This window comes from uncultured Caulobacter sp. (assembly GCF_937900395.1).
Taxonomy (GTDB): Bacteria; Pseudomonadota; Alphaproteobacteria; order Caulobacterales; family Caulobacteraceae; genus Caulobacter.
Genome location: NZ_CALCDX010000238.1, coordinates 18145 through 37348 on the forward strand (window position 1 = coordinate 18145; position 19204 = coordinate 37348).

General features: G+C 68.5%; 18 protein-coding genes. 12 read left to right on the forward strand and 6 right to left on the reverse strand.

Annotated elements, in window-relative coordinates:
* Positions 1 to 203 precede the first annotated feature (203 nt).
* From Q0379_RS21470 to Q0379_RS21490, 5 genes are read left to right on the forward strand one after another with little or no spacing between them, the layout of a single operon-like run.
* A complete protein-coding gene (locus Q0379_RS21470) occupies positions 204 to 1040 on the forward strand; it encodes an MlaA family lipoprotein (RefSeq protein ID WP_299016553.1) in 837 nt (278 codons plus the stop codon).
* Between the two features lie 14 nt (positions 1041 to 1054).
* The gene (locus tag Q0379_RS21475) at positions 1055 to 1690 is read left to right on the forward strand and encodes an ABC transporter substrate-binding protein (RefSeq protein ID WP_299016555.1); all 636 of its coding nucleotides are present in this window, start codon (positions 1055 to 1057) and stop codon (positions 1688 to 1690) included.
* A gap of 31 nt (positions 1691 to 1721) precedes the next feature.
* Complete coding sequence (mlaD, locus tag Q0379_RS21480; protein ID WP_299016557.1) at positions 1722 to 2237, forward strand: outer membrane lipid asymmetry maintenance protein MlaD; 516 nt, start codon at positions 1722 to 1724, stop codon at positions 2235 to 2237.
* A 1-nt stretch (position 2238) separates the two neighbouring features.
* Complete coding sequence (locus Q0379_RS21485) at positions 2239 to 3048, forward strand: ABC transporter permease (protein WP_299016559.1); 810 nt, start codon at positions 2239 to 2241, stop codon at positions 3046 to 3048.
* A complete protein-coding gene (locus Q0379_RS21490) occupies positions 3045 to 3812 on the forward strand; it encodes an ABC transporter ATP-binding protein (protein WP_299016561.1) in 768 nt (255 codons plus the stop codon). The genes Q0379_RS21485 and Q0379_RS21490 overlap by 4 nt, the downstream gene beginning before the upstream one ends.
* Before the next feature lie 2 nt (positions 3813 to 3814).
* Here Q0379_RS21490 and Q0379_RS21495 read toward each other — a convergent pair whose 3' ends face one another.
* On the reverse strand, positions 3815 to 4714 hold the full coding sequence (locus tag Q0379_RS21495) for a hydrogen peroxide-inducible genes activator (protein ID WP_299016563.1): 900 nt from the start codon (positions 4712 to 4714) through the stop codon (positions 3815 to 3817).
* Positions 4715 to 4934: 220 nt separating this feature from the next.
* Here Q0379_RS21495 and Q0379_RS21500 point away from each other — a divergent pair, with 220 nt between their 5' ends.
* Both Q0379_RS21500 and creS read left to right on the forward strand, forming a co-directional pair.
* A complete protein-coding gene (locus tag Q0379_RS21500; RefSeq protein ID WP_299016565.1) occupies positions 4935 to 5480 on the forward strand; it encodes a carboxymuconolactone decarboxylase family protein in 546 nt (181 codons plus the stop codon).
* A 151-nt stretch (positions 5481 to 5631) separates the two neighbouring features.
* On the forward strand, positions 5632 to 7002 hold the full coding sequence (creS, locus tag Q0379_RS21505; RefSeq protein ID WP_299016568.1) for a crescentin: 1371 nt from the start codon (positions 5632 to 5634) through the stop codon (positions 7000 to 7002).
* Between the two features lie 176 nt (positions 7003 to 7178).
* Here creS and Q0379_RS21510 read toward each other — a convergent pair whose 3' ends face one another.
* From Q0379_RS21510 to Q0379_RS21520, 3 genes are all read right to left on the reverse strand, one after another.
* Positions 7179 to 7697 carry an SRPBCC family protein gene (locus Q0379_RS21510; protein ID WP_299016590.1) on the reverse strand — a complete coding sequence of 173 codons (519 nt, stop codon included), beginning with the start codon at positions 7695 to 7697 and terminating at the stop codon, positions 7179 to 7181.
* A 79-nt stretch (positions 7698 to 7776) separates the two neighbouring features.
* Complete coding sequence (locus Q0379_RS21515; RefSeq protein ID WP_299016571.1) at positions 7777 to 8769, reverse strand: TraB/GumN family protein; 993 nt, start codon at positions 8767 to 8769, stop codon at positions 7777 to 7779.
* 195 nt (positions 8770 to 8964) lie between these two features.
* Positions 8965 to 11091 (reverse strand): M3 family metallopeptidase, encoded by a 2127-nt coding sequence (locus Q0379_RS21520; protein ID WP_299016572.1) that lies wholly within the window; start codon positions 11089 to 11091, stop codon positions 8965 to 8967.
* Between the two features lie 130 nt (positions 11092 to 11221).
* Between Q0379_RS21520 and murI the strand changes: the two genes are divergently transcribed.
* The 4 genes from murI to xth all read left to right on the forward strand — a co-directional run bounded on the left by murI (position 11222) and on the right by xth (position 16929).
* Entirely contained in the window at positions 11222 to 12070 is an 849-nt protein-coding gene (gene murI, locus Q0379_RS21525; RefSeq protein WP_299016574.1) for a glutamate racemase, read from the forward strand.
* Between the two features lie 314 nt (positions 12071 to 12384).
* Positions 12385 to 14850: a DNA translocase FtsK gene (locus Q0379_RS21530; protein WP_299016576.1), complete on the forward strand. Its 2466-nt coding sequence runs from the start codon at positions 12385 to 12387 to the stop codon at positions 14848 to 14850.
* 377 nt (positions 14851 to 15227) lie between these two features.
* Positions 15228 to 15884, forward strand: a complete 657-nt coding sequence (locus Q0379_RS21535) for an outer-membrane lipoprotein carrier protein LolA (protein ID WP_299016578.1) — start codon at positions 15228 to 15230, stop codon at positions 15882 to 15884.
* Positions 15885 to 16122: 238 nt separating this feature from the next.
* Positions 16123 to 16929 (forward strand): exodeoxyribonuclease III, encoded by an 807-nt coding sequence (gene xth, locus Q0379_RS21540; RefSeq protein WP_299016580.1) that lies wholly within the window; start codon positions 16123 to 16125, stop codon positions 16927 to 16929.
* Here the strand turns inward: xth and Q0379_RS21545 are convergent.
* Positions 16926 to 17798, reverse strand: a complete 873-nt coding sequence (locus Q0379_RS21545; RefSeq protein ID WP_299016582.1) for an SDR family oxidoreductase — start codon at positions 17796 to 17798, stop codon at positions 16926 to 16928. The genes xth and Q0379_RS21545 overlap by 4 nt on opposite strands.
* A gap of 91 nt (positions 17799 to 17889) precedes the next feature.
* Between Q0379_RS21545 and Q0379_RS21550 the strand changes: the two genes are divergently transcribed.
* Complete coding sequence (locus Q0379_RS21550) at positions 17890 to 18732, forward strand: helix-turn-helix transcriptional regulator (protein ID WP_299016584.1); 843 nt, start codon at positions 17890 to 17892, stop codon at positions 18730 to 18732.
* Here Q0379_RS21550 and Q0379_RS21555 read toward each other — a convergent pair.
* Positions 18729 to 19204, reverse strand: a 476-nt coding sequence (locus tag Q0379_RS21555; RefSeq protein WP_299016588.1) for a methyl-accepting chemotaxis protein, incomplete at its 5' end; no start/stop codon positions are given. The genes Q0379_RS21550 and Q0379_RS21555 overlap by 4 nt on opposite strands.

Here is a 19204-nt window from a genome sequence, read left to right on the forward strand (position 1 = left end):
TATCTAAAACGTTACGCGAATCATCCGTCGAAAGTCGGCCTAAAATCAGGACGCGAGGGTCCGCGAGGAGCAACCAGTGCGACTTGTCGGCCTCAGTGGGGCCTTAATCGACCTGGAGGAAACGGGGTCGCGAGCGAAATAGTCGCCTTCAATCTTGATACGGATGACGACGTGAATACATTGCGCGTGTGAGAAGCAGGAGCATGAGCTTGAGCCACCTGGACCAGAGCGCGCGCCGCAAGGCGGCCGGCCGGCGCATGACCGCCGCCGGACTGACCGTGGCCGCCGGCCTTCTGGCCCTCGCGCCGGCCGCTCACGCCGCCCATCAGGCGCCCGCTCCCGCTGGAAGCGTCTCCGCCAACGATCCGCTCGAAGGCTTCAACCGCGGCGCCTTCAAGCTCGGCATGGGCCTGGACAAGGTGCTGCTGGCGCCGATCGCCCACGGCTACATGGCCGTGACCCCCAAGCCGGTCCGCGACCGCGTCAGTTCGGCCGTCTACAATCTTGGCGAGCCCAACACCGTCATCAACATGGTGCTGCAGGGCAAGCCCAAGCGCGCCATGCGCTCGACCACGCGCTTTGTCGTCAATTCGACGGTGGGCGTGCTGGGCCTGTTCGACGTGGCGTCGAAGATGCACCTGCCGCGTCGCGATTCCGACTTCGGCCAGACCTTGGGCTATTATGGCGCGGGCCCCGGGGCCTATATTTACGTGCCGCTGATGGGTCCGCTGAATGTCCGCGACGGCGTCGGCCGGGCGCTGGACATCGCGACCGACCCCGTCGGCGCCGTGGCCGGCGGGATCAGCACCGACTTCGGCAAGGCCCGCCTGGGCGTCACCATCGTGGATGTCCGCACGCAGGCCGATCCGGCCTTCCATGCGTTGAAGGACTCCTCGGACCCGTACGTCACGGTCCGTTCGGCCTATGGCCAGTACCGCGAAGCCTTCATCCGGCAGGCCACCGGCGAAGCCGAAGACCTGCCCGATTTCGACGCGCCGCCGCCTGACGCTTCCGCGCCGCCGGCGACGCCGAATCCATAGCGATTGGTAAGATCATGACTCTGTCCACCACCCGGCGCGGCGCCAACGCCGCGCTTTTGGCTTTCTTCGGCGCCGTCGCGATCAGCGTGCCCGCCATGGCCCAGCAAGCCCGCGATCCGGGCGCCGAGGCCTTCGTCCAGACCAAGGCCCAGCGCGTCATTTCGGTGCTGGCCAACAAGGGCATGAGCGACGCCCAGAAGAAGCAGATCTTCCACCAGGCGGTGGACGAACTGGCCGACGTGCCGCGCATCACCAACTTCGTGCTGGGCAAGTACGCCCGCACCATCACGCCGGACCAGCGCGCCCGCTTCGCGCCGGCGTTCCGCACCTACGCCGAGAACGTCTATCAGGACCGTATCGACGACTATAAGGGCGAGGTCCTGAAGGTCACCGGCTCGGTCGTGCGCAAGCCCGGCGACGTGATCGTCAACACCACCATCTCGGGCGGCCAGATCAGCCAGCCCCTGCCGGTGGCCTGGCGCGTGCTGGGCGGCGGCCAGACCTGGAAGGTCGTCGACGTGCAGTTCAAGGGCGTCTGGCTGGCCATCACCCAGCAGCAGGACTTCGTCTCGACGATCGACAACGCCGGCGGCAACATCGACGTGCTGATCAATCAACTTCAAAAGGGGCAGAGCGCCAAGGGCCGCTAAGCGGCGGGGGGCGTTCGAGGACGGATAAGACATGGCGTTGCGCGAACAGTGGGCCGAGACGGCCATGGGCTTGGTGGTCCTGGCTCTCGCCGGCGGCTTCCTGACCTATTCCCTCAGCGTGGGCGGCGTCTCGACCAAGCGCGGCGCCTACGAGATCAGCGCCAAGTTCGGCGAGGCCGGCTCGCTGGCCCCGGGCGCGGCGGTCAGCGTCGCCGGGGTCAAGGTCGGCACCGTCTCGCAGGTCACCCTCGAGCCCAAGACCTATCTGGCGGTCGCCAAGCTCAGCATCGACCCGACCGTGAAGCTGCCGGCCGACTCGACGGCCAAGATCACCAGCGACGGCCTGCTGGGCGGCGCCCATATCGCCATCGCCCCCGGCGCGTCGCTGGAGGACCTGAAGCCCGGCGGCGAAATCGAGAACACTCAAGGCGCCGTCGACATCTTCGGCCTGATCGGCTCGGTGATCCGTCCGCAGGGCGGCGGCTCCGGCGGGGCCAGCGAAGCGGCGCCCGCGCCGTCGGCCTCGCAGCCGGCCGAGAGCTACTGAGATGACGGCGGGCGAGGCGGCCCGGAAGGTCGCCGTCAATCCCATCCAGGCGCTGGGTCGCTCGACCCTGGCCGCCGTCCGCATGGTCGGGTCGGTCGGCGTCTTCGCCGCGCGCGGAACGGCAGCGGCGCTGAGCCCGCCCTGGTTTCCGGGCCAACTGCTGCGGCAGTTCATGGCGATCGGGTTCTTCTCATTGCCCGTGGTCGGCCTGACCGCCGTCTTCACCGGCGCGGCCCTGGCGCTGAACATCTTCACCGGCGGCGGGCGCTTCAACGCCGAGCAGGTGATGCCGCAGATCGTGGCCCTGGGCATCACCCGCGAGCTGGGCCCCGTGCTGGCCGCCTTGATGCTGGCCGGGCGGGTCTCGGCCGCGATCGCCGCCGAGATCGGCGCGATGCGCGCGACCGAGCAGATCGACGCCATGCGGACCCTCTCGACGGACCCCTTCCGCTACCTGGTCGGACCGCGCCTGCTGGCCGGCGTGCTAATGCTGCCCCTGCTGACCGCCGTGGCCGACACGATCGGCGTCGCCGGCGGCTGGCTGGTGGCGACGCGGGTGCTGGAGTTCAACCCGACCGTCTACATCCGCAACACCATCGACTTCCTCGAAAGCTGGGACATCGTGTCCGGCCTGATCAAGGCCGCGGTGTTCGGCTTCATCGTGGCGCTGATGGGCTGCTACCACGGCTACAACGCCTCGGGCGGGGCGCGCGGCGTCGGCCGGGCCACGACCCACGCCGTGGTGTCCTCGGCGATCCTGATCTTCGCCTCGGACTACCTCCTGACCACCTTCTTCACCCATATGTCATGACAGAGACCCCGAAACTGGCCTGGAAGGGCGTCACCAAGCGCTTTGGCGACCGGGCGGTCCTGGACGGCCTGGACCTGTCGGTGGCGCCTGGCCGCTCGCTGGTGATCATCGGCGGCTCGGGCCAGGGCAAGTCGGTGACCATCAAGACCGCGCTTGGCCTGATGCGGCCCGAGGCCGGCCAGATCGAACTGGACGGCGAGAACATCGTGGGACTGTCGGAAAGCCAGCGCCGCAAGCTGTTCTCGCGGATCGGCGTGCTGTTCCAGGGCGCGGCCCTGTTCGACAGCCTGAGCATCTGGGAGAACGTGGCCTTCCGCCTGCTGAACGCCGACGGCGTGCCGCGCAAGCAGGCTCGCGAACGCGCGATCGAGGCCCTGGAGCAGGTGCGCCTGGACCCCGCCGTCGCCGACCGCTTTCCATCGGAGCTGTCGGGCGGCATGCAGAAGCGGGCCGGCCTGGCGCGGGCCGTCGTCGCGCGGCCCGAGATCCTGTTCTTCGACGAGCCGACCACCGGCCTCGACCCGATCACCGCGGCGGCGATCAACGAGCTGATCTCGCATCAGGTGCGCCGGCTGGGCTCGACCGCCATCTCGATCACCCACGACTTGGCCTCGGCCCAGACCATCGGCGACGAGATCGCCATGCTGCACGGCGGCAAGATCGTCTGGCGCGGCCCGGCCGCCGAGCTGCGGACGACCGACAACCCCTATGTGCGCCAGTTCGTGGAAGGGCGCGCGGACGGACCGATCGCCCACACGGCCTAAGGTCAGACCGCCTCGCGCAGGGTCTCGGCCAGCAGGCGGCCCTCCACCGAGCGGCTGGAGCCCGAGCGCCAGGCCACCACGATCTCGCGGCTGGGATGCTCGGTCGCCAGAGGTCGCACGGTGACGGCGGCCTTGTCGGTCAGCCCGGCTTGCACCGCCATGGCCGGCAGGAACGAAACGCCCAGGCCCGAGCCGATCATCTGCACCAGGGTCGGCAGGGAGGTGGCCGCGAAGCTCTCTTCCTCGCCGACGCCTTTCGGCGGCTCCAGGCCGCAGGCGGCCAAGGCGTGGTCGCGCAGGCAGTGGCCGTCCTCGAGCAGGATCAGGTCATCGCCGCGCAGGCTGTCGGGATCGACCCGGATCGAGGCGGCCATCGGATGGTTGGCGGGGGCGGCGGCCAGCAGCTCGTCGTCCTCGACATGGGCCCAGTCCAGGCCGGACATGTCGTAGGGCAGGGCGATCAGGGCCGCGTCCAGCGCCCCCGACTTCAGCGCCCCGATCAGCCGCTGGGTCAGGTCCTCGCGCAGGAACAGCTTCAGCTTGGGAAAGCGATCGCGCAGGACGGGCAGGGCGCGCGGCAGCAGGTAGGGCGCCACCGTCGGGATCACGCCCAGGCGGAACCGCCCCGACAGCGGCTGGCCGGCGCCGCGGGCGGCCTGCACCAGGTCTTCGGCCCTCGCGAGAATATCCTCGGCGCGACGCACGGCCTCCTGGCCGGCGGCGGTCAGGATCACGCCCGAACGCGCACGGTCGACGACGGGCGCGCCCAGGATCTTTTCCAGCTCCTGGATGCCGGCCGACAGGGTCGGCTGGGTGACGTGAGCATTCTCGGCCGCCCGGCTGAACGAGCCATGCTCGGACAGCAGCTTCAGATATTGCAGTTGGCGCAGGGTCGGCAGCATCCGGAGAATATAGGTGCTCTCTATCGGAAATCAAAAAACTATCGATTGGATAACTTCGAGAGCAAGGCGTACCCATCAGTCATGGCGAAAGGCTTCGGGGATCTCCCCCACCGCCCTGAAGCGCCCAGCCTTGGTCCCGGTCCGCTCACCCCCCTCCCGGCGGACCGGGACGCCGTCCCCGGACAATGCTATGCGGCGGCCGCCACGTTCGGAGCCGCCCATGTCGATCGAAGCCTTGCGCCTGCCGGCCTATGCGCGGGACATCGCCACGAACCTCTCGGTTCTCGTCCAGGAAACCGTGCTCTCGGACCAGGCCAAGTGGGGCTGTTTCGTCGCCAGCGCTCACGCGGTCGGCGAGCCTTCGACCCTCCGGGCCATCGCGGCCGCCGCCCAGGCGGGGGGCCTTACGGCCGAGGGCTTTGACGCCGCCAGAACCGCCGCCGCGATCATGGCGATGAACAACGTCTATTTCCGCGCCCTGCACCTGATGACCGCGCCCGACTACCGGGACCTGCCGTCGCGCCTTCGGATGAACCGGCTGTCGCGGCCCAGCGTGTCCGCGGTCGACTACGAGCTCTGGTGCGTGGCGGTGTCGGCCATCAATGGCTGCGGCGCGTGCCTCGACGCCCACGAGGCCGAGCTGCGCGAACGGGGCGCGGCGCCGATCCAGATCCAGGCCTCGCTGAGGATCGCGGCCGTGGTGAACGCCGTCGGTCGGGTGATGGCCGCCGAGTCCGCCGCCAATCCCCAGAAATGGGGCGTTTGAGCGGGGTCCGCGACGCCCGGTCGCGGCTAGGCCTACTCGACATTCATCTTGTCCGTGAACTAAGTTGTTAACCTCTGGGTAAGAGATTCGCGGCGTCCGCCGTCGTTCCTTCAGGAGCGCGTCGGGCCCACATGGGGCGAAGGTGGGCGAGATGAGACTGCTGTCGAAGACCTCTCGGGAGAAGAACGCCAAGCCGGCCGTCCTCACGGACGACCGCAGCGAGGCGATGCTTCACCAGATCGAGTCCACCCAGGCGATCGGTCAGCGCTACGAGACCATCCACGGCGGCCTCGACAGCATCGGCCGGGTCATGGAGCACCTGAAGGCCATCGAGCCGTTGATCGCCGAGATCCGCGGTCCCGTCGGCCAGGAGTTCGAAGCTCGCCGCGCCGAGCACGCCGAGCTGATCGCCCTGCGCGCCAACTTCGACCAGGCCCAGCGCCAGATCGCCCAGATCCAGGCCGAGGAGCGCGAAGTCAGCGCCCGTCTGGCCGCCGCCGAAACCGCCCTCGGCGAGTCCGAAGCCCGCCGTCAGAGCCAGGACGTGACCCTCGAGGACAACGCCCTCGAGATCGACCGCCTGCGCAACGCCCTGCTGCAGTCGGACCTGAAGGTCTCGAACCTCGACGCCTCCCTGCGCGACGCCAACGCCCGCATCGAGCACCTGGTGCAGGACGTCGAGGGTCTGCGCGCCCAGGCCCAGGACATCGACACCCGTCGCGGCGACGCCGAGGCCGCCCTGGCCCGCGCCAATCAGGAAAACGCCCTGCTGGGCGAGGAAGCCGCCACGCTCAAGAAGCGCGTCGATCAAGCGGGCCTCGACCTGGCCCGCCTGTCGCGCATCGAGACCGACCTAGAAGCCCAGATCGCCGCCGAGCGCGCCCGCGTCCAGGCGCTCGAAAACGCCCTGGCCGCCCACCAGACCGACAGCGGTCGCATCGTCCGCGGCCTGGAAAGCCAGGTCGAGGCCAGCCGCGCCGAGATCTCGGCCCTGCAGACCCGTCTCGAGACCGCCACGGGCCGCGCCGACAAGCTGGAAGAGATGAACACCCAGCTCTCGGCTCGTCTGGCCGAGTCCAGCGCCCACCAGAAGGCCGTCGAGCGCCGCGCCGGCGACCTCAATGTCGCCCTGGAGCGCGCCCTGGAACGCATCCGCGCCCTGGAGGAAGAGGCCGAAAGCCTGCGTCAGCGCCACGCTGGCGTCGACACCGCCCGCGCCACCGCCATCGAGCGCGCCGACCAGCTGGCCAAGAGCGCCGTCGCCCAGGACAAGGCGCTCAAGCGCGCCGAGGAGCGCGCCCAGCAACTGCGCGCCCGCCTGGACGCCATGCAGGAAGCCCAGGACCAGATCCGTCGCGAGCACGAGGACAAGGTGTCCGAACTGCAGGCCACGATCGAACGCCTCACCTCGGAAAACGCCCTGGCCGAGGGCGCCCTGGAAGCGGCCCGCCGCGACCGCTCGCGCCTGCAGATGGCCCTGCTGGGCGCCAGCGGCGACAGCGACCTGGCCGACGTGGGCTGAGTTTAGGGCTCCTTCCTTCTCCCCTTGCGGGAGAAGGTGGCCCGAAGGGTCGGATGAGGGGTTGATAAACGTCTGACGCCGCGACCGGCTGAATGGCTGTCGCGGCGTTTCCTTGTCTGAGACCCCTCACCCGTCCGCCTCCGGCGGCCACCCTCTCCCGCAAGGGGAGAGGGAAATTACTTCCCCTCCACCGCCGCTTTCAAACCCGCGACCTGCTGGCCGATCATCCCGTCGACAGGGCCGGCCCATTTATCGAGCCCACCCTTCACATAGCCGCCGACGTCATAGGTGACCGTCACCGTCGTCTTGCCGTCCTTCTCCGCGAGGACAAAGGCCAGCGCGCCCGTCGCGCCCGAGGTCTGCAAGGGCCCAAGCCCTCCAGACAGCACCAGCTTCTGGCCCGGCGTGGCGTTGACCGTGGTCATGTGCAGCACCGATCCCCCGTTCGGCAGCCGCTCGCAGAAGCAGCCGCCGGACGCCGGGGCCAGCGACAGGTTCGCGGCGGAACCCGACCAGGTATGAGACGACGCCCACCATTTCGAGGGCCGGACCAGTACATTCCAGACCGTCGCGGCCGGCGCGTTCGCCACCACCTCGCGCCTGACCTCGAAGCCGTTCGGCTGGGCGTCGACCACCTCGGCCTGGGCCACGCCGGCGGCCAGCACGGTCAGGCCGGCGGCCGCCATCATCGTCATTCTCATGCCCTAGCTCCCTCCCGAAAGGCGGGCGGAGGCTGACGGTTTCGAGACCCAGCCGTCAAGCCGGCGAGCGCCGTTATTCGACCGGCGAGGTGATCGTCGCGCCGTTCGCCTTCAGGCGGTCGAGCACACCGTTGGCGGGCAGCAGGAAGCCAAGGTCCACCACCGCCACGGTGACGCCGGGCCGCTTCAGCGCCTCGGTCATGGCTTCCGTCGTCAGGACTAGGCCCTTCTCCAGCAGCTCGGCGCCGCCGGGCGCGTGGATCAGGCAGCGCTGAGCGGCGCTGGCGCGGTAGCGAGCGCGAACGGAGCCAAGGTCGCCTTCGGCCCAGTCCTGGCCGATCGTCGTCGAATGCGCGCCGTCATAGGCGATCTCGTCCAGCGCCACGCGCAGACAGTAGAGCTGGTCCTCGGGCGAGAGCTTGGAGGCGATGGTCGTCACCGCGCTCATCCGGTATTGGCCGACCGCCTTGACCTTGAGCTTGCGAGCCTTGGCCATGCGCTGGACCGTGCTGACCGGCTTCGCTTCGGAGAGGCCTGCCGCCTGACGGAAGTCCGACAGCAACAGGAAGCCCGCCACGGCTGGCCTCCAGTTCTTGTATTCGCCCGGCCCTTTGCGGGCCTGGGTCCGCGCCTCCACGAACCGGGCCCTCAGGTCCGGCGGCAGCTGGGGCTCCAGCGACTTGCCCAGAGGTTGGCGCAGGCCAGCGCCAAACCGCAGCACGAAGCTGGCGATCTGGGTGACGCCGACCGAGGCCTCGGGCGGGACCAGCACGAGGCTGGCCTTGTCCAGCGCCTTTTCCAGCCGCGGGCTGGACCATTTCAGCTGATGGGGCAGGGGCGGGGCCGAGCCAAGGATGTAGAGCTTGGCGCCGTCCTTCTCGACCAGCCAGACGGCGGGGCCCGGCGGCTTGGCGACCACGGTCAGCTCGGCGACCACCGCGCTCTCGTCCTGCGCGGGCGCCTGGCCGAGGTCGACGGTCGGCGGCGGAACGGCCTGCGCCAGGGCCCCAGTCGAGGCGATCAGGGAGAGGGCGAGGGCGGGCAGGACGGACTTGGACGCGGCCATCGAAACTCCTTCAGCCCCCGCCGATATCTAGCCCTTCTCCCCTTGCGGGAGAAGGTGTCAGCGAAGCTGACGGATGAGGGGTCGCGCGAACGAAAACCGCCGCGACGGCGGTCAGGCTGTCGCGGCGGTCCTGGTTTTCAACCCCTCACCCGGCCCGGTGGGCCACCCTCTCCCGCAGGGGGAGAGGGAGATCGCTTACGCCCCCGCCGGCACGGGGAAGCCGCGCTTGCGCATCAGGGCGCCGATCTTGACGTCGCGGCCGCGGAAGGCGCGGAACTGCTCGACCGGATCGATGGTGTTGCCCTTGGACATGATGTCCTCGTAGAGGCGCTTGGCGACGGCCTTGTCGTAGAAGCCGCCCGGCGCCTCCTGGAAGGCCTCGGCGGCGTCGGCGGTCAGGGTGTCGGCCCACAGATAGCTGTAGTAGCCGGCCGAATACCCGTCGCCGGAGAAGACGTGGCCGAACTGCGGCGTGCGGTGCCGCATGACGATCTCCTTGGGCATGTTCAGCTTGGCCAGCTCGTCGCGCTCGAACTTGTCCGGATCGATGTCGGCGTCGCCGGCCAGGTGCAGCTTCATGTCGATCAGGGCCGAGGCCAGGTACTCGGTCGTGCCGAAGCCCTCGCCGAACTTGTCGGCCGCCTCGATCTTGTCGACCAGAGCCTTCGGGATCGGCTTGCCGGTCTGATAGTGCAGGGCGAACTGGTTCAGCACCTGCGGCGTCGAGAGCCAGTGCTCGTTCAGCTGGCTGGGGAACTCGACATAGTCGCGCGCCACGGCCGTGCCCGACACCGACGGATAGGTGGCGTTGGCGTTCAGGCCATGGATGGCGTGGCCGAATTCGTGGAACAGGGTGACGGCGTCGTCCCACGAGATCAGCAGGGGCTCGCCGGGCTTGCCCTTGATGAAGTTGGAGTTGTTCGAGACGATCGTGGTGATCTCGCCCTTGAACCGCTCCTGGGTGCGGTAGGCGTTCATCCAGGCGCCCGAGCGTTTGCCAGGGCGCGCATAGGGGTCGAAGTACCACAGGCCGACGTGCTTGCCGCCACGCGTCACCTCATAGACGGTGATGTCCTCGTGATAGACGGGGATGCCGGAAAGCTTCTTGAATTCAAAGCCGTAGAGCTGGCCCGAGGCCCAGAACATGCCTTCGCGCAGCTTGTCCAGCTGCAGGTAGGGCTTCACCTCGTTCATATCGAGGTCGTACTTCGCCTTGCGGACCTTCTCGGCGTAGTACCGGTAGTCCCAGGGCTCCAGCTTGAAGCCGCCCCCTTCCTTGTCGATGATCGCCTGCATATCGGCGACGTCGATGGCGACCTGGGCGATGGCCGGCGTCCAGACCGCCTCCATCAGGCCCATGGCGTTCTCGGGCGTCTTGGCCATCGAGTCCTCAAGGCGCCAGTGGGCGTGGGTCTTGTAGCCCAAGAGCTTGGCGCGCTCGGCCCGCAGCTTCAGGATCTTGGAGATGATGGCGTTGTTGTCCGTCGCGCCGCCGTTGTCGCCGCGATTGACGAAGGCCCGCCAGACCTTCTCGCGCGCCGAACGGACCGGGGACTCGGTCAGGAACGGGTCGACGCTGGAGCGGGTGTTCACGACGATGAACTTGCCGGGCAGCTTGCGCGACTCCGCGTTGGAGGCGGCGGCGGCCTTGAGCCCCTCCGGCAGGCCCACGAGATCGGCCGGCGAAAGCTCGATCCAGGTATTCTCGTCAGCCAGCAGGTTCTGGCTGAACTTGGTGTAGAGCCCGGCCAGCTCGGTGTTGATGGCGCCGACCCGCGCCTTGGCTTCAGGGCTCAGCTTGGCGCCGGAGCGCACGAAGTTGGTGTAGTAGATCCACAGGACCCGCTGCTGCTCGGGCGTCAGCTTGGCCTTGTCCGGCGAGTTGTAGACCGCCTCGATGCGGGCGAAGAGCGCGGCGTTCTGGTTGACCTTGTCGTAGTGGGCCGAGAGCTTGGGATCCATCTCCTCCTCGACCTTCTGGAAGTCCGGCGTGCTCATGTTCGAGCCCCAAATGTAATAGTAGGTCGAGACGCTGTTCAGCGTCCGGCCGGCGTCTTCCAGCGCCGCGATGGTGTTCTCGAAGGTCGGCGCGGCCTTGTTGGCGGTGATCGCGTCGATCTCGGCCAGGTTCTTGGCCATGGCCGCTTCGAGCGCCGGCTTGAACTGCTCGACCTTGACCTTGTCGAAGGCCGGCACGCCGCCATAGGGGCCGGTCCACTTCTGGAGCAGGGGATTGGACGCTTGGGCCATGGACACGCTGGGGCTGAGGGCGGCGGCAACCCCGGTGGCGGCCGCGGAGGCAAGGAACGTACGACGTTGCACGGAGGATCTCCGGTGGATGTTTGATGTCGACCGTAGGGCAAGGCTTCCGAACCGTCACATGACAGGACTGTAACCTTTCGTGCGGCCGGCCTACGTGACGGCGCCCGCCGGGAGCGCTAAAGCTGGGCTCATGATCGGCGTCTTCGACTCCGGCGTGGGCGGCCTGACGGTCCACCGCGCCCTCGTGCAGCGTCTGCCCCAGGCGGACTTCACCTATCTGGCCGACCAGGCCAACGCCCCCTATGGCGTCAAGACCGGCGAGGAGATCGTCGACCTGACCAAGGCCGGCTGCGAGCGCCTGTTCGAGCGCGGCGCCAGCCTGGTCGTCCTGGCCTGCAACACCGCCTCGGCCATCGCCCTGCGACGGCTGCAGCAGACCTGGCTGCCCAGCTACCGCAAGACGCTGGGTCGTCCGGTCAACATCCTGGGCATCATCGTGCCGACCATCGAGAAGGCCACGGGCCTGCCGTGGGAGCACGAGGCCGAGCGGCGCGGCGAGAAGGTCGAGCAGCTGGACATCCTGGGCGTCTTCGCCACCCAGGCCACGGTGCGCTCGCGCGTCTACGAGATCGAGATCGACAAGCGCAAGCAGGATCTGGCCGTGTTCTCCGAGGCCTGCCCCGAGCTGGTGCCGCTGATCGAGGGCGACGCCTCGGCCGTGGATCTCGCCAAGGCGGTCGAAGGCCATGTCGAGGCGCTGAAGACCCGCATCGGCCGCTATCCCGACCGCGTCGTGCTGGGCTGCACCCACTACGAAATCATCGCCGACATCTTCCGCGCCGCCCTGCCGGCCGGCACGCCGCTGATCCAGCAGCCGGAAGCCACCGCGGACGCCCTGGAGCTCTATCTGGAACGCCACCCGGAATACGATCCGGGGCAGGGGGGCGGCCGCGTTTTCCTGACGACCGGCACGCCAGGCCCGCAGAACGGCCTGGTCCAGAGCTTCTGGGGCGGACCGGTCGCGTTCGAGGCGGCTTAAGAACTCGGCTTCCGGAGATTCCTCGCCCTAGAGCCCCGCCTTCCTCGCCCTTGTGGCGAGGATCCAGGGTTTGGCTTGGTGATCGGGGTCGGAGAGGACGCCGCCCGCGTGGTCGCGCATCCTGATCGTTCGGCGCGCTCTGAACCATGGTCCTCGCCACAAGGGCGAGGAAGGCGACGAGGTGTGGGCTTCCGCATAAGGCGGGCGCCGCCCCCCTCCTGAACAAAATCCTGACGAACGTCGTAAACGCCTCTTAACCCTCTTCGGCCAAAACATGTTGGTTCGACCCATTCTGACGGGTCGCGAGATACGTTTTGAGTTCGGAGACTTTCATGGCGCGAGCGGCGCGGCGATCCCCGACGGAGCTCCTTTGGGACGCGATCCGTTACGGCTGGGTCCAGCCCTGGACCGCCCGGTTCCGGGGCGGGGTGGTCACCGTGCTCGGCGCGGTGCTGCTGCTGGCCATCGCCACCTACAACGCCACCGATCCCAGCCTGAACGCCGCGAGCGGCGAACCGGCCCGCAACGCGCTGGGAAGCGTCGGCGCGACGATCTCCGACCTCTTGATGCAGTCCCTGGGCCTGGCGGCCTGGGGGGTTGCTCTGCTGATGCTGGTGTTCGGCGTCACCCGCGTGGCCCAGGCCGATCCGGACACCGAGCGCAAGTCGATGCGCCAGCGCGCCATGGTCGGCGCGGTAGGCTTGCTGGCCCTGGCCGCCGTTCTGGCCGCGCCGCCGCCGCCGGCCATCTGGCAGCTGGAGAAGGGGCTGGGCGGTTTCTGGGGCGAGGCCCTGCTGCACGGCGTGGCCGGCACGTTGCGCTTCGCCCACATCCCCGGCGCGACCGTGATCGCCGCCGTGCTGTTCGCGATCGCCGCCGTCTTCGCCCTGGGCTTCGCGATCGGCGTCCGCGACATCGACCCCGAGGTGATCCAGGCGGCCCTGCGGCCTCGTCCGCGCCAGGAGCCCGCACCCGCCAAGGCCGCTCCGGCCAAGGCCCCGCGCGCCAAGAAGGAGAAGGCCGAGGCGCCCAAGCGCGCCGGCCGACTGCCGCCGCTGGACGACGAGGACGACGCCACCGCCATCGCCGCCGCACCGGCGCCGGTCGCGCCAGAGCGCGCCTACACCCCGCCGCCCGCCGTCCAGGACGACGAGGACGATTTCGAGGACTCGCTGGACGCTCGCCCGATGGCGATCGCCAAGCCGAAGGTCGCGCCCAAGGAGTCGGGCCGCGAAGCCCGTGAACAACAGAAGGCCTTCGACTTCGAAGGCGACGGCGGCTTCCAGCTGCCCGAGCTGGCCATGCTGGCCAAGTCCAAGCCGCGCTCGGCCGAGGTCGACGCCGCGGCCCTGCGCCAGAACGCCCGCCTGCTGGAAAGCGTGCTGGCCGAGTTCGGCGTGAAGGGCCAGATCGATCAGATCCGTCCCGGTCCGGTCGTGACCATGTACGAGCTGGTGCCGGCGCCCGGCGTCAAGACCGCCCGCGTCGTGGCCCTGGCCGACGACATCGCCCGCTCGATGAGCGTGATCTCGTGCCGCGTGGCCGTGGCCCAGGGCCGCAACGCCATCGGCATCGAAATGCCCAACTCCCGTCGCGAGACCGTCTATCTGCGCGACCTGCTGTCCAGCGCCGACTACGAGAAGGCCAGCCAGATCCTGCCCATGGCGCTGGGCGAGACGATCGGCGGCGAGCCCTATGTCGCCGACCTGGCCAAGATGCCTCACCTCTTGATCGCCGGCACCACCGGCTCGGGCAAGTCGGTCGGCGTCAACGCCATGATCCTGTCGATCCTGTACAAGCTGCCGCCCGAGAAGTGCCGCTTCATCATGGTCGATCCCAAGATGCTGGAACTGTCGGTCTATGACGGCATCCCGCACCTCCTGGCCCCCGTCGTGACCGATCCGAAGAAGGCCGTCGTGGCGCTGAAGTGGACGGTCCGCGAGATGGAGGACCGCTATCGCCGGATGTCCAAGATCGGCGTGCGCAACATCGCCGGCTACAATGAGAAGGCCAACGAGGCCCTGGCCAAGGGCGAACATTTTGAACGGACGGTTCAAACGGGGTTCGATGACGCCGGTCGCCCGATCTACGAGACCGAGCAGATCCGCCCCGAGGCCATGCCCTATCTGGTCGTGGTCATCGACGAGGTCGCCGACTTGATGATGGTGGCCGGCAAGGACATCGAAGGCGCCGTGCAGCGCCTGGCCCAGATGGCCCGCGCCGCTGGCATCCACCTGATCATGGCCACCCAGCGTCCGTCGGTCGACGTCATCACCGGCACGATCAAGGCCAACTTCCCGACCCGGATCAGCTTCCAGGTCACCAGCAAGATCGACGCCCGCACCATCCTGGGCGAGCAGGGCGCCGAACAGCTGCTGGGCCAAGGCGACATGCTCTACATGGCCGGCGGCGGCCGCATCACCCGCCTGCACGGCCCGTTCGTCAGCGACGGCGAGGTCGAGGCCGTGGCCAAGTTCCTGCGTGACCAGGGTGTGCCCCAGTACCTCGAGGAGGTCACCGCCGGCGGCGACGAAGAGCAAGAAGAGGCCATCGAGGCGGCGTTCGGCGGCGAGGGCGGTTCGAACGACCTCTACGATCACGCCGTGGCCGTGGTCACCCGCGACCGCAAGGCCTCGACCAGCTACATCCAGCGTCGTCTGCAGATCGGCTACAACCGCGCCGCCTCGCTGATGGAGCGGATGGAGAAGGAAGGCGTGGTGGGACCGGCCAACCACGCCGGCAAGCGCGAGATCCTGGCCCCGCCGCCGCCGGCGCTGTAAAATTATCCCGATCTCCCCGGCGAATGCCGGGGTCCAGACGCCAAGACGCCCGCGATTTCCGGAAGGTCGCGGGCGTTCTTGCACGAGCCTCAGAGCCATACGAACTGGGCCCCGGCATTCGCCGGGAAGTCGGAGGAAGAATGGCAACCTGGGCCCATTGCCGAACGTTCTCCCGCTCCCAACCTGAATGGCGCTTCATCGGCGCGCCGGAAAATGGCCTCGCGGCGGCCTTCGCGCGGGCCAAGGTTGCGGGTAGAGCCTGTCCGTTTCCGATGTTCCACCGGACACGGATAAACAGGCTCTATATTCAAGAGTTTAGAGCGTGGCAGACGCCAAAACCGCTCACACTTTTGGCTGCCACGCTCTAAGGAGTTCGCATGACCACTCGCCGTTTCTTCCTCGCGGCCGCGCTGACGGCCGCACTCTCCTCGGCTATGGGCGCCTCTCCGGCCCTGGCCCAGAACGCCGCGCCGGCGCCGGCCGTCCTGAACGCCGAGCAGAAGGCGCTGCTCGACAAGGCCACCGCCTATGTCCAGGGGCTGGGTTCGGCCAAGGGCCGCTTCGTTCAGACCGACGCGCGGGGAACCCGCACCCAAGGGACCTTCTACCTTCAGCGGCCGGGCAAGGCGCGGTTCGCCTATGACGCGCCCGCCGGCCTGCTGGTCGTGTCGAATGGCAACAATGTCAACATCTGGGACAGCCGGCTGAAGACCTATGAGAGCTATCCGCTCAGCAAGACGCCGCTGAACCTGTTGCTGGCCCGCGAGGTCCGGCTGGATCGCGGCGTGGTCATCACCGACGTGCGACGCCTGGCCGACGGCTTCACGATCGTGGCTCAGGACGCCAAGCGCCAGGCGCTGGGCAAGATCGCTCTGGATTTCTCGGATGGGCCGGTCGCCCTGATGGGCTGGACCGTCACCGACATCAAGGGCGGCCAGATCCGCGTGCGCTTGGCCGACTTCGGCCCGGCCTCTGGACTCGACCCCAAGCTGTTCGTCCTCACCGACCCTCGTCCGAAGGTAGGCCGCCCCTAGGCCGTTTTGTGACATTCTCACAACATGCAAGAATCAACCTGCGTCGCACTTGACTAAAAATTTGGACGTGGCATATTTAACACGCATGGCGATGAGCGACCGACCCGCTCTTCGCGAACCGTGCCGGATTCTATCCCCTCCCGGCGGCGGCATGAGAGACCTGACTTTCGCCCCCGGCCATACGATGGCCGGGGGCGTTTTTCTTTTCAGGGCGGGGCAAACACCCTAAAGCCGGTCCATGCGCCTTCGTATCGCCACCTGGAACGTCAATTCCGTCCGCCTGCGCGCCGAACAGGCCGCCCGCTTCGTCGATGAGCAGGCGCCGGACGTCCTGTGCATGCAGGAGATCAAGTGCCAGGACGGCGAGTTCCCGCGCGAGGCCTTCGAGGCCATGGGCCTGCCGCACCTGAAGATCGCCGGCCAGAAGGGCTGGCACGGCGTGGCGATCGCCTCGCGCCTGCCGATCGAGGACGTCCCGACCCTGATGAACTGCCGCGAGGGCCACGCGCGCTGCGTGGCGGTCAAGGTGGCGGGGGTCGAGATCCAGAACTTCTACATCCCGGCCGGCGGCGACCTGCCCGATCGCGTCGCCAATCCGAAATTCGACCACAAGCTGGATTTCTACGAGACCCTGACGGCCGCGCTGAAGAAGCGGAATCCCAAGGATCCGCTGATCGTCACCGGCGACCTGAACATCGCGCCCGGCGAGAACGACGTCTGGAGCCACCGCCAGATGCTTAAGATCGTCAGCCACACCCCGGCCGAGCTCGAGGCCTTCGACGCGATGATCAAGTCGATGGACCTGCTGGACCTGCCGCGCCTGGCGACGCCCGAGCCGGAGAAGCTGTTCAGCTGGTGGAGCTACCGCGCCGCCGACTTCCGCAAGTCCAACCGCGGCCTGCGGCTGGACCACATCCTGGCCAGCCCCGGGCTGCGGGACGCGGCGGTCGTGGACGGCAGGGTCTCATCCCGCGTCCACGACGACGTTCGCGAATGGGAGCGGCCCAGCGACCACGCCCCGGTCACGGCGGATCTGAAGGTCTAGAAGTAGCCCGCCGTCTCGATGTCTTCGATCAGGCCCGGACCGGTCGGGGTCCAGCCCAGGGCCTCGCGAGTCCAGGCGCTGGAGGTCAGGGCGTCCATGCCGGCGAACAGGGCGAACCAGCCGAAGTGCTCGGCCGGGCGGCTCTCGACCGGAAGGTTCAAGCCTCGCCCGATGGCGGCGGCGATGTCGCGGAACGCCACGCCGTCCTCGGCGACCGCATGATAACGCTCGCCGCCGACCCCGCGCTCGAGCGCCAGGCGGTAGACCTTGGCCGCGTCCAGGCGATGCACGCCCGACCAGCGGTTCTCGCCGTCGCCGATATAGGCCGAGACCCCCGTTCGGCGGGCGATGTCGATCAGCATCGGCACGAAGCCGTGGTCGCCCGCCCCGTGGGTCGAGGGCGCGAGGCGCACGGTCGAGGCGCGGACGCCCTTGCTCAGCAGGTTGGCGGCGGTCGCTTCGGAAACGCGCGGCAGGCCCGGCCCCTCGACCGGCAGATCGGTTTCGAGCGCCGCCCGACCCGCGGCCAGCCGCGCCGTGCCGGAGGTGACCAGCAGCGGCTTGTCGGATCCCGCCAAGCCTTCGCCCAGGGCCTCGATCGCTCGCCGATCCAGGTCGCAGCTTTCCGCGAACCGCGAGAAGTCGTGGTTGAACGCGGTGTGGATCACGCCGTCGGCCGAGGCGGCGGCGCGGGAAAGGGCGTCGGCGTCCTCCAGAACGCCACGAACGACCTCGGCGCCGGCCGCCTTCAGGGCCGCCGCGCCATCATCCGAACGCGCCAGACCTAGAACCTGGTGGCCGTGCGCGAGCAACTCCTGAACGACGGCCGATCCGACGAACCCCGTGGCGCCGGTGACGAAAACACGCATGAGAACGATCTCCGATATTTACGCGGAGATCCTGGCCGCTAGATTTATCCTGTTAAAGTAGTGACTTTATACAGGTATAAGGGCTAACAGCTTGAACGCGCCGCTCACGAGCGAAAACCGATTAGGCGCCTATCTGCGCGACCGCCGCGCCCGGTTGGACCCCATTGCCCTGGGCTTCGCCGGCGCGCGGCGACGCACGCCCGGCCTTCGGCGGGAGGAGGTCGCCCAGCGCGCCCACATCAGCGCCACCTGGTACACCTGGCTGGAGCAGGGCCGCGGCGGCGCGCCGTCCGCCGACGTGCTGGACCGTATCGCTCGGGCCCTGATGCTGACCGACGTCGAGCGCGAGCACCTGTTCCTCCTGGGCTTGGGTCGCGCGCCAGAGCCACGTTATCGCGAGACCCTGGACGTCTCGCCCCGTCTTCAGCGCGTGCTGGACGCGCTGGACCCCAGCCCGGCGATGATCAAGACCCTGACGTGGGACGTCGTCGCCTGGAACCGCGCCGCCACGGTCGTCTTCGGGGACTACGGCGCCGCGGCTCCCGAGGACCGCAACATTCTGCGCCGGATCTTCCGCCATCCCCGGTCCCGCGCCGCGAATTTCGACTGGGCGGCCGTGGCCCGCTTCGTGGTGGCCGCGTTCCGAGTGGACGTAGCCCGCGCCGGCGCGGGCGCCGAGGCGGCCGCCGCCGCCCTGGTCGAGGAGCTGAGCCGGAGCAGCCCCGAGTTCGCCGCCCTGTGGGCCGCCAACGATGTCGGCGATCACCACGGCGGCGTAAAGCGGCTGCGGCATCCGCTGCTCGGCGAGGTCGCCTTCGAATATTCCGCCTTCGCCGTCGACGGTCGACCTGATCTCGGGATGATCGTCTACAACCCGATGCAGGCCGGAACCGTCGCCCAGCTCGGCAAGCTCATCGACCAAACCGACCGCTAGGCGGCCAGCGCCCGCGAGGCCGCTTCGCTGACCTTGAACTGGCTCATCAGGCGGGCCAGGTCGTCGGCCTCGGTCGCCAGGCTGTGGCTGGCGGCGGTGGCTTCCTCGACCATGGCGGCGTTCTGTTGCGTCACCTGGTCCATCTGGTTCACGGCGACATTGACCTCGCCCAGGCCGGTGGCCTGTTCGCGCGCCGAGGCCGCGATCTCGCTGACGATCCCGCTGACGTCGATGACCTTGGCCACGATGCTTTCCAGCGCCTTGCCCGTCTGGCCGACCAGTTCGACGCCCGTCGTGACGTGATTGGTCGACAGGGTGATCAGCGACTTGATCTCCTTGGCCGCCTCGGCCGAACGTTGGGCCAAGGCCCGTACTTCCTGAGCCACGACCGCGAAGCCGCGGCCGGCCTCACCGGCCCGCGCGGCCTCCACGCCCGCGTTCAGCGCGAGCAGGTTGGTCTGGAAGGCGATCT

What these genes read in the sequence shown, in the direction of transcription:
- Q0379_RS21470 (WP_299016553.1), top strand. Translation starts at nt 204, where the DNA reads ATGAGCTTGAGCCACCTGGACCAGAGCGCGCGCCGCAAGGCGGCCGGC.
- Q0379_RS21475 (WP_299016555.1), top strand. Translation starts at nt 1,055, where the DNA reads ATGACTCTGTCCACCACCCGGCGCGGCGCCAACGCCGCGCTTTTGGCT.
- mlaD (WP_299016557.1), top strand. Translation starts at nt 1,722, where the DNA reads ATGGCGTTGCGCGAACAGTGGGCCGAGACGGCCATGGGCTTGGTGGTC.
- Q0379_RS21485 (WP_299016559.1), top strand. Translation starts at nt 2,239, where the DNA reads ATGACGGCGGGCGAGGCGGCCCGGAAGGTCGCCGTCAATCCCATCCAG.
- Q0379_RS21490 (WP_299016561.1), top strand. Translation starts at nt 3,045, where the DNA reads ATGACAGAGACCCCGAAACTGGCCTGGAAGGGCGTCACCAAGCGCTTT.
- Q0379_RS21495 (WP_299016563.1), bottom strand. Translation starts at nt 4,714, where the DNA reads ATGCTGCCGACCCTGCGCCAACTGCAATATCTGAAGCTGCTGTCCGAG.
- Q0379_RS21500 (WP_299016565.1), top strand. Translation starts at nt 4,935, where the DNA reads ATGTCGATCGAAGCCTTGCGCCTGCCGGCCTATGCGCGGGACATCGCC.
- creS (WP_299016568.1), top strand. Translation starts at nt 5,632, where the DNA reads ATGAGACTGCTGTCGAAGACCTCTCGGGAGAAGAACGCCAAGCCGGCC.
- Q0379_RS21510 (WP_299016590.1), bottom strand. Translation starts at nt 7,697, where the DNA reads ATGACGATGATGGCGGCCGCCGGCCTGACCGTGCTGGCCGCCGGCGTG.
- Q0379_RS21515 (WP_299016571.1), bottom strand. Translation starts at nt 8,769, where the DNA reads ATGGCCGCGTCCAAGTCCGTCCTGCCCGCCCTCGCCCTCTCCCTGATC.
- murI (WP_299016574.1), top strand. Translation starts at nt 11,222, where the DNA reads ATGATCGGCGTCTTCGACTCCGGCGTGGGCGGCCTGACGGTCCACCGC.
- Q0379_RS21535 (WP_299016578.1), top strand. Translation starts at nt 15,228, where the DNA reads ATGACCACTCGCCGTTTCTTCCTCGCGGCCGCGCTGACGGCCGCACTC.
- xth (WP_299016580.1), top strand. Translation starts at nt 16,123, where the DNA reads ATGCGCCTTCGTATCGCCACCTGGAACGTCAATTCCGTCCGCCTGCGC.
- Q0379_RS21545 (WP_299016582.1), bottom strand. Translation starts at nt 17,798, where the DNA reads ATGCGTGTTTTCGTCACCGGCGCCACGGGGTTCGTCGGATCGGCCGTC.